We start from the raw sequence: 14765 nt of genomic DNA on the forward strand, positions 1-14765 counted from the left end.
CACAGCTTACCGCTCCTGGTCGAAATGATCCATGCCTGAATAGCTAATTTGTTTTAAAAACAGTCTATTAAGGGCTTTTCAGGGCTGACTAGGTAACAATGCGAGCTGAATATTATCTGTAATCTTTTGTCTTTATCAGGGCTGGATAATTTCAGCTCTGATACTTCTTACTGCAAACAATGACTGAAACAGCAGATAGATCACATATAATTTTTTAAAATAATCTCTTATTTAACATAATATACATTATGCCATTAATAGTTCATCAAATAAAATAGTGGGCAGAAACATACTTTCAGGTGCTTCTGCTCCCAAACTGTTGCAGTAAAATATTTGGGAGCACTATATCTTCAGATTGTCCTACCCCGGAATACTGTCTTCATTCCAAAGGCCTTTTCAGCTCAGTCGATAGCAGGATTCCAGCTGGCTAATACCAAGACCATTCATTTTTGTGACTTTAATCTGCACAGGAATGCGCTCCTTCATCGCTTCTATGTGGCTGATGACTCCGACCATCTTTCCCGATGAGTTCAGATGATCCAGAGCGTCCAGAGCAACTTCCAGTGTTTCACTGTCCAGGGTGCCAAAACCTTCATCCAGAAATAGCGAATCGATCCCTGTTTTATGACTGACAAGATCTGATAAACCCAACGCCAGAGCCAGACTGACCAGAAAACTTTCTCCACCAGATAATGTTCGTGTGTCCCTTACAGAATCAGCCTGCCAGGTATCCAGTACTTCCAATCCCAGCTCTTCACTATTTTTCCGGCGTAGCTGGTATCGGTCATGCAGATTCGTCAACTGGCGGTTTGCTAGCTCAATCAGGTAATCCAGTGTAAGCCCCTGTGCAAAACGCCGGAATTTAGCGCCGTCTGCGGAACCAATCAGATGATTAAGGTAATCCCACTCAGCCAGAATATTCTGTTGTTCTGAAATCTGGTCAGCCAGCGTCTGATGATTGACTCTGTGGGCTTTATCCTGTTCCAGTCTGTGGTGATCTTTAACCTGATGAGCTTTCAGCTCATCCAGTTTAACGAGTTGATCATCCAGTGTGTGCTCTATCGTACTAAGATCTGGCAGTTTTCCAAATAATTCCAGATGCTGAACCAGCTTTTCAGAATCACTTTCCTGCCTTGCTTCAGCCTGGTATAACGCTTTATTAAGTTCTGCTCTGAGTGTTTCCAGCTTTTTCGCTTCCTCATGTGACAACAAAGCATTTTCGAATGCTTTCTGACCTGAAAACGGGCTATTCTTCAGCACAGTCAGCCATTGAGTCTCCTGTTGCTGACAGGTTTTCTTACAGTCCGAAATTTGTTGTACATGCTGTTCCCATCGAGCCTTTGTATCGTCAACCTGGCTGCGTTTTTCTGCGAGCAACTGACGCTGTTTTTCAAGGGCTTGTTCTGAGCGGATGATTTGTTGCTGTAAACGGTTTCTTTCTTCTTCAACGGTGGCCATGCCAAAAATCATCTGGCGCTGCTGACGGTGCTCTGCCAGTGATTTTTCAGCCTCTTGTCGCTCTTTCTGAATAGATTGCAAGCCTTCATACTGTTGTTCTTTCTGAACAGCCAGCTGGTTTAATTGTTGTTCCGCTCCCGATAGCACAGGTCTTAACTCCTGCCATTGATGCTGCTTTTCTTCATATTCCTCTGCTTGCTGACGGAATGTATCCAGAAGATCATTCTGCTCATCGATTGCTGGCAGCTCTGTCAGAAATGCTCTGGTATTTAACATCAATTTATTTTCCAGATCGGATAATTCATTGACTGTTTTTACCCTTTTATCCTGTAGCTCAGCGGCTTTCTGCTGTTGAACTGCAAGGTTATTGCGACACTGGCTGATATCTTCGGTTAACTGATGCAACCTGGTTTCCGCCTGTCGCTGGTGTTCTGACAGCTCGGTATATTCCTGCTGGAGTTGATGCTTACCGTTCAGAAGTTGCTGCTGCTGATTAATAAAGTGTTCTGTTTCCTGATATAGCTGCTGTAGCTCATCCTGGTTATCGATATTAACAGGCTGTTCCGGGCTGATATTCAATGAAGTCCACTGCTGCTGAAATGCGTCGAGCTGTTTCAGTTGCTGGTTGAGCTGTTTCTGATGCTCCTGCTGTCGGAATCTGGCCTCATCGCTTTGCCGATTAAGTTCTTTTCCCTGAATCTCCAACTGCTCAAGCTGATGCTTTGCCTGTTGAATCTGTAGCTCTGTTTCCGACGGAGAGATCTGTTTATAACGTTCTACAGCGGGATGCTCCAGAGAACCGCATAACGGACAGGGTTCACCAGCCAGCAGCTTTTCACGCTCATGTTGCAGCTGATGAATTTGCAATTGTTGCTGCCAGATGGTTTCCAGACTATTAAGGTTTGTCTTATGCAGCTTATAACTTTCCCGTAGTTGGGTTATCTGTTGTTCCAGTTGTAATATTTGAGGATCAATGTCAGCCAGCAGTGCTTCAGTGCTACATTTATCTTTAATCAGAGTCCGCCACTGTTCAGAAATGTTCTGAGCCTGTATCAGAGCTTGCAGCCTTTTATGGGCCTGGCCGATCTGTTCATTGGCCTGGTTATCATTCTGAATAATATGGCCTGTTATCTGTTGCTTTAGCTGCTCAAGTCGTTCATTTACAGGCGACAGATCTGCTTTCAACTTGTCCTGTTCAGGAATCAATGGTTCAAGCTTTTGCTGTAAGCTCACAGCCTGTTGCTCTGCTTGTTGGTGGTTCTGTGATATCTCCTCCAGCGCCTTATAATACCCCTGGCGTTGTTCAAACAGGCCACTCCAGCCGGATAAATGCTCTTTCAGCTCTGCTCGTTTCAGGTTTTTCTGCAGAAAACTATCCAGTTCAGAGATCTGTTTGCGCTGTTGATTAACCGCTTCATTTTGCTTCAGGTAGGACTGAAGGCATGTATCATAGAGACTTTGCTGCTCGGCTTGTGACGCCTGTAAAGATTTTACTTTTTCCTCACACTGCAAGATCTTTTGATCCATCGGGATCATTTCATTGATGATACGCACTTCTGCATCGTCTTTATGCTTACGATCTGCATTCAGTGCCTGTTCGGCATGCTCGGTACGTTTCTTTTCCAGATCGCAGGCCACGGCTGCGTCAGAAGCTTTACGTTCATACTCATTCAACTGAGATTGCCACAGCTCAAGTTGTTGTTGTGTATTCTGCCATTGCTGAAACACATCCTGGATCTGAATAGCCGGACCATGTTTCTCTAATCGATTTAACTGCTCTTTATGCTGTTTTAGCTGCTCTTTTGCTTCTTTAACGGCAGATTTATGTTTATCAATCTGACTGCGCAGTTTTTCTCTTTCTTTAACAGCGTTCATCTGTTGCTGCTGTTGAGTAACCTCTGCTTGTACTGTAGCGATACTGTCTTTCAGCTCAGTCAGAGACTGCTCCAGAGCTGTAATTTCTGTATCTGATAACAGTTCGGTGCCTTCCAGTCGGATACAAAGTTTTTCCAGAATATCTTTTTCTTCTTTCTGGCGCAGAAAGACCTGTTGAGAGATATGACCGTAAATTTCAGTACCAGTCAGTTTTTCCAGCAGCCCGGCCCGGTCTGATGCTGATGCATTCAGAAATGCCGCAAATTGCCCCTGGGACAGCAGAATGGACTTAGTGAAACGCTCGAAATCCAGACCCGTGATACTTTCAGTTCGGGATAGTTTTTCGTTCACTTTATCCGCAAGAATATTGCCCTGATCATCTGCCAGCTCCACTTTGGGAGGTTGAACTTTACCATCCGCTTTACCGCGAGCACGGCGCTGACTCCAGAACGCCCGGTAATACTGACCATTCACATCAAACTCAACTTCAGCCAGGCATTCCGCGGTGTGATGAGTCATTAACTGGTTATCACCACCCTGAGGCTTCTTTAATCGGGGGGTTTGATGGTAAAGAGCCAGGCACAAAGCATCTAATAGCGTGGTTTTGCCTGCGCCGGTCGCACCGGTAATGGCAAAAAGACCATTATTGGCAAAGGGTTCCTGGCTGAAATCAATTTTCCACTCCCCTTTCAGCGAGTTCAGGTTTTTCAGACGAATACTGAGAATTCTCATGATGTCTGCTCCTCTGAACTGTCTTCAGATGTCAGTCCGGGTCGGGTGATCTTATCCAGCACGGTATCAAAATGCTGAATAATACGATCAGCATCCAATGTTTTATCCGATATTGCCTCTGTTTTTTCTGGACCATTAATATCCATGTCGGCTTGTAACCGACGCAGGAAAACATCTTTAGCTGTTAATTCATGAAGCTGCTCATTACCAGAATGTTTAAGTGTTCGAGTCGGACTTTTTTCTCGTCGAATTAACACCACTTCAACAGGCTTGCCCTGGCATATTGCTTCAATACGAGGTTGCAGGTCTGATAAATAGCCCTGAGATTTAAGTTCAATATCCAGCCACAATAACGTGCTGCTATCTTCGTTGTTCTCCCCCTCTTCTCTGACTGTTTTTTTGCCACCATGATGATCAGGTTCGGAAATAATATTGCTCTGATCGTGAAAGTATTTTTCCAGTTGTTGCTCCAGGCTTGCCAGATCGCCTTTCAGAGACAACATAGGCTGAAAAACAGGGACTGGCACAGGCTGAACTTTCAGTCCGGTTTCTGCAGCGTCATATTCCGGCAGATCAACACACAGAATACTTTTCTGTTTTGCCGCTTCATCAAAGCTCAGTGCTATTGGCGATCCGCTATAGCGAATATGTTCTGTTCCGGCAACCTTCTGACTGCTATGTATATGTCCCAGAGCAATATAATCTGCAGCAGGAAACTGATTCGCCGGAAAAGCTTCCAGAGAACCGATATAAATATCTCTGACCGAATCACTGGATTTAGCCCCAACCGTTGTTAAATGCCCGGTCATTACAACGGGGAAAGGTTTGTCTTGTCCTTGTTGATCAGCCAGCTTGCGAGCTTCTTCTGATGCCAGCTGATATAAACCCTGATAATGCTGACTGATTTCCAGCTGCAGATTACGCTGTTTCTCACTGATGGCCTGACCGGATTGACTTAGCAACAGATCTCTGGGACGCAAAAAAGGTATCGCAGCGAGAATAGCTGCCGGTTCCCCTGCTTTATTCTTCAGATAAATAATACGGTCGCTAAGAGAGGCAGGTTTTCCTGCAATAATGTGCACATTCAGACAAGCCAGCAGTTCTGTTGATTCATTTAGCACCGCTACGGAATCATGATTACCGGCTAAGAGAATCAACTGACAACCCGTTTGCACCATACGAGTGATAAAACGATTATACAATCTGCGAGCGTAACTGGGCGGTGCTCCGGTATCAAACAGATCTCCGGCAACAATAAGTGCATCTGCTTGCCGGGATTGAACCTGACCAACCATCCAGTTCAGGAATGCTTCCTGTTCTTTTTCACGGCTTTTTCCATAAAAGTGTTGTCCAAGGTGCCAATCAGAAGTATGAAGTATTCGCATCAGGCATTTCCGTGAATTAAGTAAAATACAGGGATCAGGTACAGGTAAATATTAACGGCGATGAGTTAAGGGCGCAGACCAACACGGAACTGACCATTGTCAAAGAACTGAGCAACCTGTTTACGTTTACGACCAATAAGGATTGGTCCATCATCAAAAAACAGAAAATTTTTCCAGCAACGCAGAAAGACTTCCCAGGTGGTTTCTATGACATGATCGCTGTCATAACAAAAATAAACCACGGTGTTATTTTCCCACTGCAAATGTTGTAACAGCAATTCTGGCAGCTCTTTATTATTGCTATCCCAGGCAGACTGCCAGCTATCCTGCTCTAACCAGCTTTTACTGTTACCGGCCCAGTCATCTTTCTGAAAAAAGCTATGATCCAGGCTTTTTTCGCTGATTTGAGACTTCCATAATTGAGTGGAGCGGGATTCAGTCATGGGTTTAATCAAGGGGAGATCTTCAGGTGAGACCGGAACATCTTTGTGTCTGAAGATCCAACGGCGGGAATATTCTTCCATTGGAATGTAACTCATAGTTTGGAACTCCGCTAATTTCAGCCTGATTTATCAGATAGTTATAAATTTTCAGGCAGTATATCAGCTGCAGGCCTTAAGAGATAAGCCCGGAACACAGAGTTACTGTGTCTTTATCGTATTTTAGTCTGTCCGGGAAGATTCCAATTCATACAGATAATCGACAATTTTATGAGTCTGAGTAAAGCTTATCTGGGGGAAAACGGGCATGCGGTCATAATCCGGGTTTCCCACACGAATCAGCTGGACCAGCTCCCTTCTTTTCATACCGCTGGAAAAAACAGGTGGCACACCAAGAAAAAAATTACCCGTACCAGTCGCTCTGTGGCATCCGGAGCAGTAATCATTATACATGGTTTTCCCACTGGCCATTTTTGCCGGCGGCTCTGAGCTGTATAAGCACCCGACAAGAAATAAAGGAGTAAACAACAGAAACAATTTCCATAAATGGTATATCCCTTTATTCACTGCGGACTCCTCTAAATTAACAACAACTTTATTAAAGATAGTTCTGAAAACCAACTTATGTCAGATTATGACATTAAAGTTTTTTATTGGCTGTTGTCCGTATCTTTTTTGTAACAACAAGCGCAGTACCAGATAAACATATCATCGAGAATAATATAAGCCCTGCCGTCTCTGTAAATCCTGAGTTCTGGCGCTATCTTTGCAGATAGCTGAGCCAGAATATTTCAACGCACCGAAGCATCTTTTACACAAGCAGAAAATTATCTCGTTCCCATACAGAAGCATACTAGAGGGCATTATTAATAACGCTATCTTTTGATGTCAGAGAGGAGGGTTTGTGAAAGACCTTTGTTTAAGCATGGTCACTGGTATCATAACAAATGATACGAAAGACTTTATTTTTATTTATTGTTATGTATCATATCTAGCCATAGCCTGATGATGCACCTGAACTGAGCTATGCTGTTTTGCGTATCCAGGATATGTGAAGCCCCCATTGTTCCGGTTTACTGCCTAATATATGGGGTACGATACAAAAAATGTACCGTTAACCAATGAAACAGTTACACGGTGCAAATCCAATAACAAAGATCGGAGAGCATAACTATGACGCCTGAAGAAAATTTCATGCGTAAGATCGAAGCGGAAGAAAAGATCGAGCCAAAAGACTGGATGCCCGATACTTACCGTAAGAACCTGATCCGACAGATTTCTCAGCACGCACACTCTGAAGTGATTGGTATGCAGCCTGAAGGCAACTACATCACTCGTGCTCCATCTCTGCGCCGTAAAGCGGTTCTGATCTCTAAAGTACAGGACGAAGCCGGTCATGGTCTGTATCTGTACAGTGCCGCTGAGACTCTGGGTATTTCACGCTCAGAAATGATTGAAGCGTTACAAACCGGTAAGGCTAAGTATTCTTCTATCTTCAACTATCCGGTACTGACCTGGGCTGATATTGCGGCAATTGGCTGGCTGGTTGATGGTGCGGCGATTGTGAATCAGGTTTCACTGCAGCGTACCTCTTATGGCCCCTACTCTCGCGGTATGATCCGTATCTGTAAGGAAGAAAGCTTCCACCAGCGCCAGGGCTACGAAGCAATGCTGGCACTGGCTAAAGGTTCTCCAGAGCAGAAAGCGATGGCTCAGGATGCACTGAACCGCTTCTACTGGCCTGCTCTGATGATGTTTGGTCCACACGATTCTGAATCTGCTCACTCTCAGAAGTCTATGGAGTGGAAAATCAAGCGTGAAACTAATGACGATCTGCGTCAGAAGTTTATCGATCAGACTGTACCTCAGATTGAAGTACTGGGTCTGGAACACCCTGATAAAGCACTTAAGTGGAACGAAGAGCGTGGTCACTATGACAGCTCAGACCTGAACTGGGATGAATTCTGGAGTGTGATCAACGGTAACGGCCATTGTAACCGCCAGCGCCTGGAACACCATATTGCCGCTCACGATGAAGGTGAGTGGGTGCGTGACGCAATCACTGCATACAATGAAAAGAAAAGAGCTAAAAAAGCTCAGAACGCAGCGTAATGGGGAGAACTGACATGTCTGTAACAGAAAAACTGGAATTATTTGAAGTATTTGTGCGTTCAAAACGTGGCCTGGACCACAAGCATGTTGGCAGTCTGCACGCTGAAGATCATGAACAAGCTCTGGAATATGCCCGTGATTGCTACACTCGTCGTAGCGAAGGCGTAAGCATCTGGGTTGTTAAGTCTGCTGATATCTGTGCATCGCAGGAAGATGATGCGGATTGTTTCTACGACCCAAGTGATGATAAGCCATATCGTCATGCGACTTATTATGTCCTGCCCGATCCTGTTAACAACATGTAATCGGATTTGGTGAGGAGAGATAATAATGAGTGATGCAATTAAAGCGGCGACGCTTGAATACGCGACCCGTCTGGGTGATGACTCTGTAGTACTGGGTCACCGTATTTCTGAGTGGATCAGTTTTGGTCCATTCCTGGAAGAAGATATCGCATACGGTAATGTGTCTCTGGACTACATTGGACGCGCCCGTATGTTCTACACCTACGCAGCAGAGCTGGCCAGCGATGGTCGCGATGAAGATGATTTCGCTTACATGCGTAATGATCGTGAGTATCGCAACCTGCTGTTATTTGAAATGCCAAAAGGTGATTTTGCCTACTCTCAGGTGCGTCAGCTGTTTGCGGATGTTTACTACACCGTACTGCTGCCTGAGCTGGTACAGTCGAAAGATGAAACTCTGGCAGCCATTGCTTCCAAGGCGATCAAAGAAACCAAGTACCATCTGCGTCGCAGTCGTGACTGGGTTCTGCGCCTGGGTGATGGTACTGAAGAGAGTCATAAGCGTACTCAGAAAGCCGTGGATGCGCTGTGGGGTTATACCCATGAGCTGTTTGACATGGATGAAACTGAGCAGCTACTGGCGGATGAAGGTATCGGTGTTGATGTGTCTCAATTACGTGATGCGTGGTTGAAGCGGGTCACTGACATTCTGACTGAAGCGACTCTGACTGTTCCAGAAGATTCCTGGGAAGTTAAAGGTGGCCGTATCGGTTATCACACCGAAAATCTGGGCCACATGCTGACCGAGATGCAGATCGTTCATCGCTCTCATCCTGGTTGTAAATGGTAAAACACTGAAGTGGTGACCCGAATGAATGCTATCCCACTGATGCCCGTTGAGGAATATCAGCGCCTGCAACAACGCAGCGCGGAAGATGTAAAGGAACTATGGGATCTTCTCGATGAAGTAAAAGACCCTGAAGTCCCTGTACTGACTATCTGGGATCTGGGTGTGCTGAGAGATGTTGTCCGTGAGGATGATGGCCAGATTATCGTGACTATCACCCCTACGTATTCTGGCTGTCCTGCAATGGACAACATCACAAGTGACATCAAACAGGCGCTGAATGATGCCGGTTATAACCGGGTTAAAGTCAAGACCAGCCTGGCACCGGCCTGGAGTTCCGAATGGATGTCCAGAGATGGCCGCAAAAAGCTTCGTGAGTATGGTATCGCTCCTCCGGAAGATGCTGAACTGGATGAAGATGGCCTGACACCTGATGCTCATGCCCAGTGCCCACACTGCAGCTCGCGGAATACCCGCCGGGTCAGTGAGTTCGGATCCACGGCTTGCAAGGCACTGTTTCAGTGCAACGATTGCAACGAGCCTTTTGATTATTTCAAGAAGATCTGATGATTGTATCTGCGAACAGATACTGGCCGGAGTAATCCGGCTGCATCAGCTCTTTGACCAGCTATGCTGGTCTTATAAGGACAGATAGGTGAAGCAATGTCTGACACCAGTTTCTACACGCTGAAAATTTCTGATGTTCAGCCAGAAACCGATACAGCAATCTGTGTTAGTTTCGATGTTCCTGCCGAGCTGCAGGACAAGTTTAACTTTATTCAGGGTCAATTCCTGACTCTGCGCGCTATGATTGATGGCGAAGATGTACGCCGCTCCTACTCCATCTGCTCCGGTGTGACTGATGGGCATATGCGTGTTGGCATCAAGCGTGTTAAAGGCGGTAAGTTTTCTAACTACGCAAACGACAACTTCAAACCCGGCGTTGAAGTTGAAGTTATGCCGCCTCAGGGCAGTTTCTATACGGAACTGAACCCGGAGAATGCTAAGAACTATATGTGCATCGCTGCAGGTTCTGGTATCACGCCAATGATTTCTATCATGAAATCTGTATTGGATATTGAGCCGAACAGTACCGTAACTCTGATTTACGGTAACCAGCGAAGCAACACAGTGATGTTCAAAGATGAACTGAACTTCGTTAAAAACCGTTATATGAACCGCTTCCAGTGGATCAATATTATGGATTACGAAGATCAGGGTGCGGATCTGCTGAATGGTCGTATCGATAACAAGAAAGGTTATCAGCTGCAGAAAAGCGGCCTGATTAATATCAAGAACACCGATGAAGCTTTCATCTGTGGTCCTGAAGCGATGATGTCTGAAGTATCGCGCGGCTTCCGCATGGAAGGTCTGAGTGATGATCAGATCCATTACGAACTGTTCTCCAGCTCCTCTGCTGACTCTGAAGAAGCGCTGAAGCGTGCACAACAGCGTGTGGCAGAATATGGCGAAGAGAAAACCAGTAAAGTAACCGTTATTTCCGATGGGCGTGCGGTTTCTTTCGATCTGGCTACCGTAGGTGAAAACATCCTGGATGCAGGTATCGAAAACGGTATGGATCTGCCTTACTCCTGTAAAGGCGGTGTCTGCTCTACCTGTAAGTGTAAGCTGACTAAAGGTCAGGTTGAGATGGATATTTCTCACGGCCTGGAACAGCATGAAATTGATGCGGGTTATGTACTGAGCTGTCAGGCACACCCGATCACTGACGAAGTGGTTCTCGACTTCGATCAGCGATAATAAATGCTGTAGCCTGATCCGGGAGCTGGCAGTTTAAACTGTCAGCTCTTTTTTTACCCCCACAATAAGTGATTGAACAGAAGTGCATCTGTCGGTGGTGTTGCTTGCAGCCACATACTGAAAATGCAGGGGGATTTTTGCATAGCAATGTGAAAACCTGTAATCGAGTGTAATAGAGATGTAATTGAATATCAGCCATTATTGTCTGTATAAGAAATTCATTTTATTTCCTGATACTTATGCGCAATGGACCTGCCTGTTTTAGAGTGGAGTTCATTTATGGTTACCAATCCTGTTCTGACCTTATCTGTACTTAGCCAGAATGATCCGGGCACACGATATTCTTCCCGCCTGACCTGCAGTTTACTGAATTACAATGGTGGCTTTCTGGCTGATGGCTCATCAGCTACTGACATCTCAATCCCTGTTACAGATATCTCTCCTGACAGTAAAGCCAGCTGGTTTCTGCTGCCAGAAGATGATATTCACCAGACATCCATTACTCTGGTGATATCCTGCCCGGATGATCCAACATATCCAGCCTGCCCTATCATTGTCAGAGGGTCAGATATCCTTAAGCAACTTGATTGTAATAGCAGCAAAACGAAGGTTTATCAAAGAGGCGCTTATGGGATTACGGGCCATGCGGAAGTTAGCGAACGAGGTCCTGTTTTTGTGATTACAGCAGGTATCTATAATCCTCATTAAAACAAACAGCCTCTGACATCACCTCCGGCAACCCACTTATATCAAACAGGGTCAGTCCTTATGTTGGTCACTTATTCTGAACATAAGGACTGGATCAGAGGCTCGTTTACACGGGACGTGCTTCTTGCACTGACCGGCAATGTCGTCTTATTCGTCAAGACAACAACTCCCAGAGTGCTTCAGAACAGAGAGCGCAACAGACCTGGTAGTCATGGAACAGCGAAGACTCAGGCTATCATTGTATGTTAACAGTATCAGATGCTCAGCCAACGGATGACTTACAATGACACAGCGAGTACTGCACTTTTATTTTGATTATCTTTCTCCCTACGCCTTCTTCAGCTGGCGGGAACTCAGCAGTTTATGCAAGAGCTACAATCTGCAACTGGAATCACACCCCGTAGTATTTGGTAAACTGCTGGATCACTGGGGGCAGCTGGGACCAGCGGAAATTCCACCTAAAAAAGCAGCGTTGTATCGATTTTGTTATCGTTATGCACAACTGAATCAGTTTATCTTCAATCCTCCGGCAAGCCACCCCTTTAACCCTTTGCCAGCTCTGCGCTTATCGCTACCTCAGGTTGCAAAAAACAGGCAACACGATGTCATTGACGCTATCTTTAATGCCGGATGGACTCAGGGTGCAGACCTGGCTTCTGAAGTACAACTCAAGTCAATACTGGATAACATCGACCTGAATGGAACTGAGTTATTAGCGCGAACTCAACGGAACGATGTCAAACAGATGCTCCATGATGAAACCCGGCAGGCTATTGAATCCGGAGTGTTTGGCGTACCCACATTTATTCTCGATGGAGAACTTTTCTGGGGACATGATCAGTTGCCACACCTGGAGGTTTTCCTGCGAGGTAATGACCCGCTGAATACTGATGCCGTTGATGAAATGCTGGCCCGACACAGAGGGATTGATCGTAAAAAATTCAACCAGACTAAGCCTGCAGAGGACTGAATTCATGGATCAGCAACCCGCTTCAGTCCGACAAACACGGTTTTTATTTGCAGATAACAGAGACTGAAGATGAGATAAAAAGACTAGCGGGTCTGTTGCTCCATTTCCTGAATCGAATAACTGATTTCTTCCGATTTTTCATTAAACAGAGCCAGTGCATCTGCCAGGCCCTGATTATAAAAATGAGGTCCAATCTCTTTTGCAAAAAAATCCGTCAGAAACTCGGCTTCAAAGCCACCAATGTCCTGATCCAGCTCATCATTAAAGTATTGCTTGATCCTGCTGACAATTTGTTCCATTTCATCTTTTGAGAACTTAATTTCGCTCATAACTTTCCCTGACACAGGTTGTGATGGTGGGTATACAGTAGCTTGTCGCTTAACCTGCTTTCAATCTGTGACGAATCCGGCTAAGGGCCACGGGCGTTACCCCAATGTAAGATGCTATAAATTGCAGTGGAATACGTTCTGCCAGTTCTGGCTGACCGGTAACAAAATCAAGATATCTCTGCTCAGCAGTATGTTTGGCCAGTGCATTCTCTCTTTCCTCCTTTCCGATAAAGAGCGCTTCCAGCATTTGAATATAAGCCCGTAAAAATACCGGGCAGGCACTCATTTGCTGGAAGAACACCTGCCATGGCCAGCTCAGCACCAGAGCATCTTCCATAATTTCAATACCAAATAGTACCGGACATCGGCCAGCCATCGCTCGGGTTGACCCTGCCAGCCTGGGGCCCATAGCAAAAGATTGCGTAAACTCTTTACCTTCATCTGATACACTGACGTATCGGGCCAGGCCATTATGCAGGAAAAACAGATCCGGAGCCTCATCACCTTGCCGGAATAAAAAGTCACCTTTTGCAAAATGCCGCACTTCGGCTTCCTGCTTAAGAAAAGACCAATTGATCTCCATACCTTCAGGAGCAAGTCCGGCAAAATATTTTCTGAAACTTTGTTCCAGCACATTGTTTTTCATCTGAACTATCCCTGACAATGGGTGATAACAGGGAATAACATAGCGCGTTTTGATAAAGATAAAAACCACAAATAAAACAAGTTGTTAACCTGCTACTGAGGCAAAGAGCACTGGCTTCTCTGCCCTATGTTTATGGTTTTATATCGTTTCCAGAGCCAGCAGTGTTCTGCTTGTTTTTCAGGCTGATTTCACGATCTGTGCTTGCCCGGAGGACGAGTGTAGTGAAGATGCTGGTTCACCGTTTCGAACCCCTTCCAGCCATCTCTCCCCCAGTCCGGAAATCAGGATAAGTGCAAATAAAATCAGTACCGTTCCTGCCCAGAATCCAACCAGGGTATACCCTGAAAGATGACCATAAAAAATATAGTCACTCAGCACTTCCGCCCAATCCTGCCATATCCGATAAATCTGCTGCCAGAAACGTTCTGAAAGCAGGCTTTCGGTAAATTTCAACACAGGAGTAAACGTAGCGACCCAGACAGGAATGGTATAAGAAAATGCCAGAATAAAACCAGCGCCTACCCGACTGACCAGCGTCTGTTGCAACAGGAATGTCATTGCAGTTGTAAAAATGGCCAGATAGATAAGCGCACTCCAGAAAGCTGGCTGATCCCACTGTACCTCTGGCAGATCTCCGAATAACAGACTGAGAGGCAATAGCACCACGCTGCCCAGCACCACAATCAGAAAAGCGCCCTGTAGTGGCTCTGTCCGTCCACCCCATTTCTGAACAGAAACAATATGAGTGGCCAGAAAAAAACTGGCCCCCAGAAATATCAGATCACCAGACTGAAACTCCCAGCCCGACGCCTGCTGCCAGCGGCTACTGAACAGAACAATGATTGCCCCGATACTGCCCAGAATAAAACCAGATAATCGAATCAAAGAAGTTGTCTGTTTCAGCCAGAACCAGGAGACAATCACTCCGATCAGGGGCACCAGAGTGTAAATCACAGAAGTATTCAGCGCTGTCGTGGTTTGCAATGCCCAGAACATGCCGATAAAAAAAGTGACTAGCGTCCCACTGATGATCAGATAGGGCCCGATAATTTCTTTACGCAATAACCCTGTTAAACTGCCCTTTTTACCATCCAGTAGCAGAAAAGGAAGAAAGATCATCGCTGCCAGTAAAAATCTGAGTTCAGTGGTCACCAGAGGATTAGCATAAGGTACCACCTTGCCAGAGATCATAAATGATGAGGCCATCAGCCAGGCCCATAACACCAGTAACAGATAATTTTTCATGTTTCTTGCCTC

At 45.6% G+C, this 14765-nt stretch carries 14 protein-coding genes; 7 read left to right on the plus strand and 7 right to left on the minus strand.

From position 1 onward, the window contains the following. Nucleotides 1-396 precede the first annotated feature (396 nt). The 4 genes from H4O21_RS19105 to H4O21_RS19120 form a co-directional block, all read right to left on the minus strand. Nucleotides 397-4065 carry an AAA family ATPase gene (locus H4O21_RS19105; RefSeq protein WP_182810493.1) on the minus strand — a complete coding sequence of 1223 codons (3669 nt, stop codon included), beginning with the start codon at nucleotides 4063-4065 and terminating at the stop codon, nucleotides 397-399. After that, nucleotides 4062-5450: an exonuclease subunit SbcD gene (gene sbcD, locus H4O21_RS19110; RefSeq protein WP_182810494.1), complete on the minus strand. Its 1389-nt coding sequence runs from the start codon at nucleotides 5448-5450 to the stop codon at nucleotides 4062-4064. Before sbcD ends, H4O21_RS19105 begins: the two co-directional genes overlap by 4 nt. Before the next feature lie 65 nt (nucleotides 5451-5515). After that, nucleotides 5516-5989, minus strand: coding sequence for a DUF2947 domain-containing protein (locus H4O21_RS19115; RefSeq protein ID WP_182810495.1), 474 nt, complete (start codon nucleotides 5987-5989; stop codon nucleotides 5516-5518). Nucleotides 5990-6112: 123 nt separating this feature from the next. After that, nucleotides 6113-6361 (minus strand): c-type cytochrome, encoded by a 249-nt coding sequence (locus tag H4O21_RS19120; RefSeq protein ID WP_255487383.1) that lies wholly within the window; start codon nucleotides 6359-6361, stop codon nucleotides 6113-6115. 702 nt (nucleotides 6362-7063) lie between these two features. Here H4O21_RS19120 and paaA point away from each other — a divergent pair. The 7 genes from paaA (at nucleotide 7064) to H4O21_RS19155 (ending at nucleotide 12533) form a co-directional block, all read left to right on the plus strand. Further along, a complete protein-coding gene (gene paaA / locus H4O21_RS19125; protein ID WP_182810497.1) occupies nucleotides 7064-8002 on the plus strand; it encodes a 1,2-phenylacetyl-CoA epoxidase subunit PaaA in 939 nt (312 codons plus the stop codon). Nucleotides 8003-8016: 14 nt separating this feature from the next. Beyond that, nucleotides 8017-8307, plus strand: coding sequence for a 1,2-phenylacetyl-CoA epoxidase subunit PaaB (gene paaB, locus H4O21_RS19130; protein ID WP_182810498.1), 291 nt, complete (start codon nucleotides 8017-8019; stop codon nucleotides 8305-8307). A 25-nt stretch (nucleotides 8308-8332) separates the two neighbouring features. Further along, on the plus strand, nucleotides 8333-9097 hold the full coding sequence (paaC, locus tag H4O21_RS19135; protein ID WP_182810499.1) for a 1,2-phenylacetyl-CoA epoxidase subunit PaaC: 765 nt from the start codon (nucleotides 8333-8335) through the stop codon (nucleotides 9095-9097). Nucleotides 9098-9118: 21 nt separating this feature from the next. Continuing rightward, complete coding sequence (paaD, locus tag H4O21_RS19140) at nucleotides 9119-9661, plus strand: 1,2-phenylacetyl-CoA epoxidase subunit PaaD (RefSeq protein ID WP_182810500.1); 543 nt, start codon at nucleotides 9119-9121, stop codon at nucleotides 9659-9661. 96 nt (nucleotides 9662-9757) lie between these two features. After that, a complete protein-coding gene (gene paaE, locus H4O21_RS19145) occupies nucleotides 9758-10855 on the plus strand; it encodes a 1,2-phenylacetyl-CoA epoxidase subunit PaaE (RefSeq protein ID WP_182810501.1) in 1098 nt (365 codons plus the stop codon). Nucleotides 10856-11134: 279 nt separating this feature from the next. After that, nucleotides 11135-11563, plus strand: a complete 429-nt coding sequence (locus tag H4O21_RS19150; protein WP_182810502.1) for a hypothetical protein — start codon at nucleotides 11135-11137, stop codon at nucleotides 11561-11563. Between the two features lie 283 nt (nucleotides 11564-11846). Then, nucleotides 11847-12533 carry a 2-hydroxychromene-2-carboxylate isomerase gene (locus H4O21_RS19155; protein WP_182810503.1) on the plus strand — a complete coding sequence of 229 codons (687 nt, stop codon included), beginning with the start codon at nucleotides 11847-11849 and terminating at the stop codon, nucleotides 12531-12533. A gap of 83 nt (nucleotides 12534-12616) precedes the next feature. Here the strand turns inward: H4O21_RS19155 and H4O21_RS19160 are convergent, their stop codons facing one another. The 3 genes from H4O21_RS19160 to H4O21_RS19170 form a co-directional block, all read right to left on the minus strand. Next, entirely contained in the window at nucleotides 12617-12862 is a 246-nt protein-coding gene (locus H4O21_RS19160) for a DUF2164 domain-containing protein (protein ID WP_182810504.1), read from the minus strand. Nucleotides 12863-12911: 49 nt separating this feature from the next. Next, the gene (locus tag H4O21_RS19165; protein WP_255487384.1) at nucleotides 12912-13508 is read right to left on the minus strand and encodes a Crp/Fnr family transcriptional regulator; all 597 of its coding nucleotides are present in this window, start codon (nucleotides 13506-13508) and stop codon (nucleotides 12912-12914) included. Between the two features lie 177 nt (nucleotides 13509-13685). Then, a complete protein-coding gene (locus tag H4O21_RS19170; RefSeq protein ID WP_182810505.1) occupies nucleotides 13686-14753 on the minus strand; it encodes a DMT family transporter in 1068 nt (355 codons plus the stop codon). Nucleotides 14754-14765: the final 12 nt, after the last annotated feature.

Source organism: Oceanospirillum sediminis (assembly GCF_014164585.1).
Lineage (GTDB): Bacteria > Pseudomonadota > Gammaproteobacteria > Pseudomonadales > Halomonadaceae > Oceanospirillum > Oceanospirillum sediminis.

Bases quoted from the DNA above. Each gene is read 5' to 3' on its own strand.
- H4O21_RS19120 (WP_255487383.1), bottom strand. From the start codon at position 6,361: ATGGCCAGTGGGAAAACCATGTATAATGATTACTGCTCCGGATGCCAC.
- paaA (WP_182810497.1), top strand. From the start codon at position 7,064: ATGACGCCTGAAGAAAATTTCATGCGTAAGATCGAAGCGGAAGAAAAG.
- H4O21_RS19155 (WP_182810503.1), top strand. From the start codon at position 11,847: ATGACACAGCGAGTACTGCACTTTTATTTTGATTATCTTTCTCCCTAC.
- H4O21_RS19115 (WP_182810495.1), bottom strand. From the start codon at position 5,989: ATGAGTTACATTCCAATGGAAGAATATTCCCGCCGTTGGATCTTCAGA.
- H4O21_RS19150 (WP_182810502.1), top strand. From the start codon at position 11,135: ATGGTTACCAATCCTGTTCTGACCTTATCTGTACTTAGCCAGAATGAT.
- paaD (WP_182810500.1), top strand. From the start codon at position 9,119: ATGAATGCTATCCCACTGATGCCCGTTGAGGAATATCAGCGCCTGCAA.
- H4O21_RS19170 (WP_182810505.1), bottom strand. From the start codon at position 14,753: ATGAAAAATTATCTGTTACTGGTGTTATGGGCCTGGCTGATGGCCTCA.
- paaB (WP_182810498.1), top strand. From the start codon at position 8,017: ATGTCTGTAACAGAAAAACTGGAATTATTTGAAGTATTTGTGCGTTCA.
- sbcD (WP_182810494.1), bottom strand. From the start codon at position 5,450: ATGCGAATACTTCATACTTCTGATTGGCACCTTGGACAACACTTTTAT.
- paaC (WP_182810499.1), top strand. From the start codon at position 8,333: ATGAGTGATGCAATTAAAGCGGCGACGCTTGAATACGCGACCCGTCTG.
- paaE (WP_182810501.1), top strand. From the start codon at position 9,758: ATGTCTGACACCAGTTTCTACACGCTGAAAATTTCTGATGTTCAGCCA.
- H4O21_RS19160 (WP_182810504.1), bottom strand. From the start codon at position 12,862: ATGAGCGAAATTAAGTTCTCAAAAGATGAAATGGAACAAATTGTCAGC.
- H4O21_RS19105 (WP_182810493.1), bottom strand. From the start codon at position 4,065: ATGAGAATTCTCAGTATTCGTCTGAAAAACCTGAACTCGCTGAAAGGG.
- H4O21_RS19165 (WP_255487384.1), bottom strand. From the start codon at position 13,508: ATGAAAAACAATGTGCTGGAACAAAGTTTCAGAAAATATTTTGCCGGA.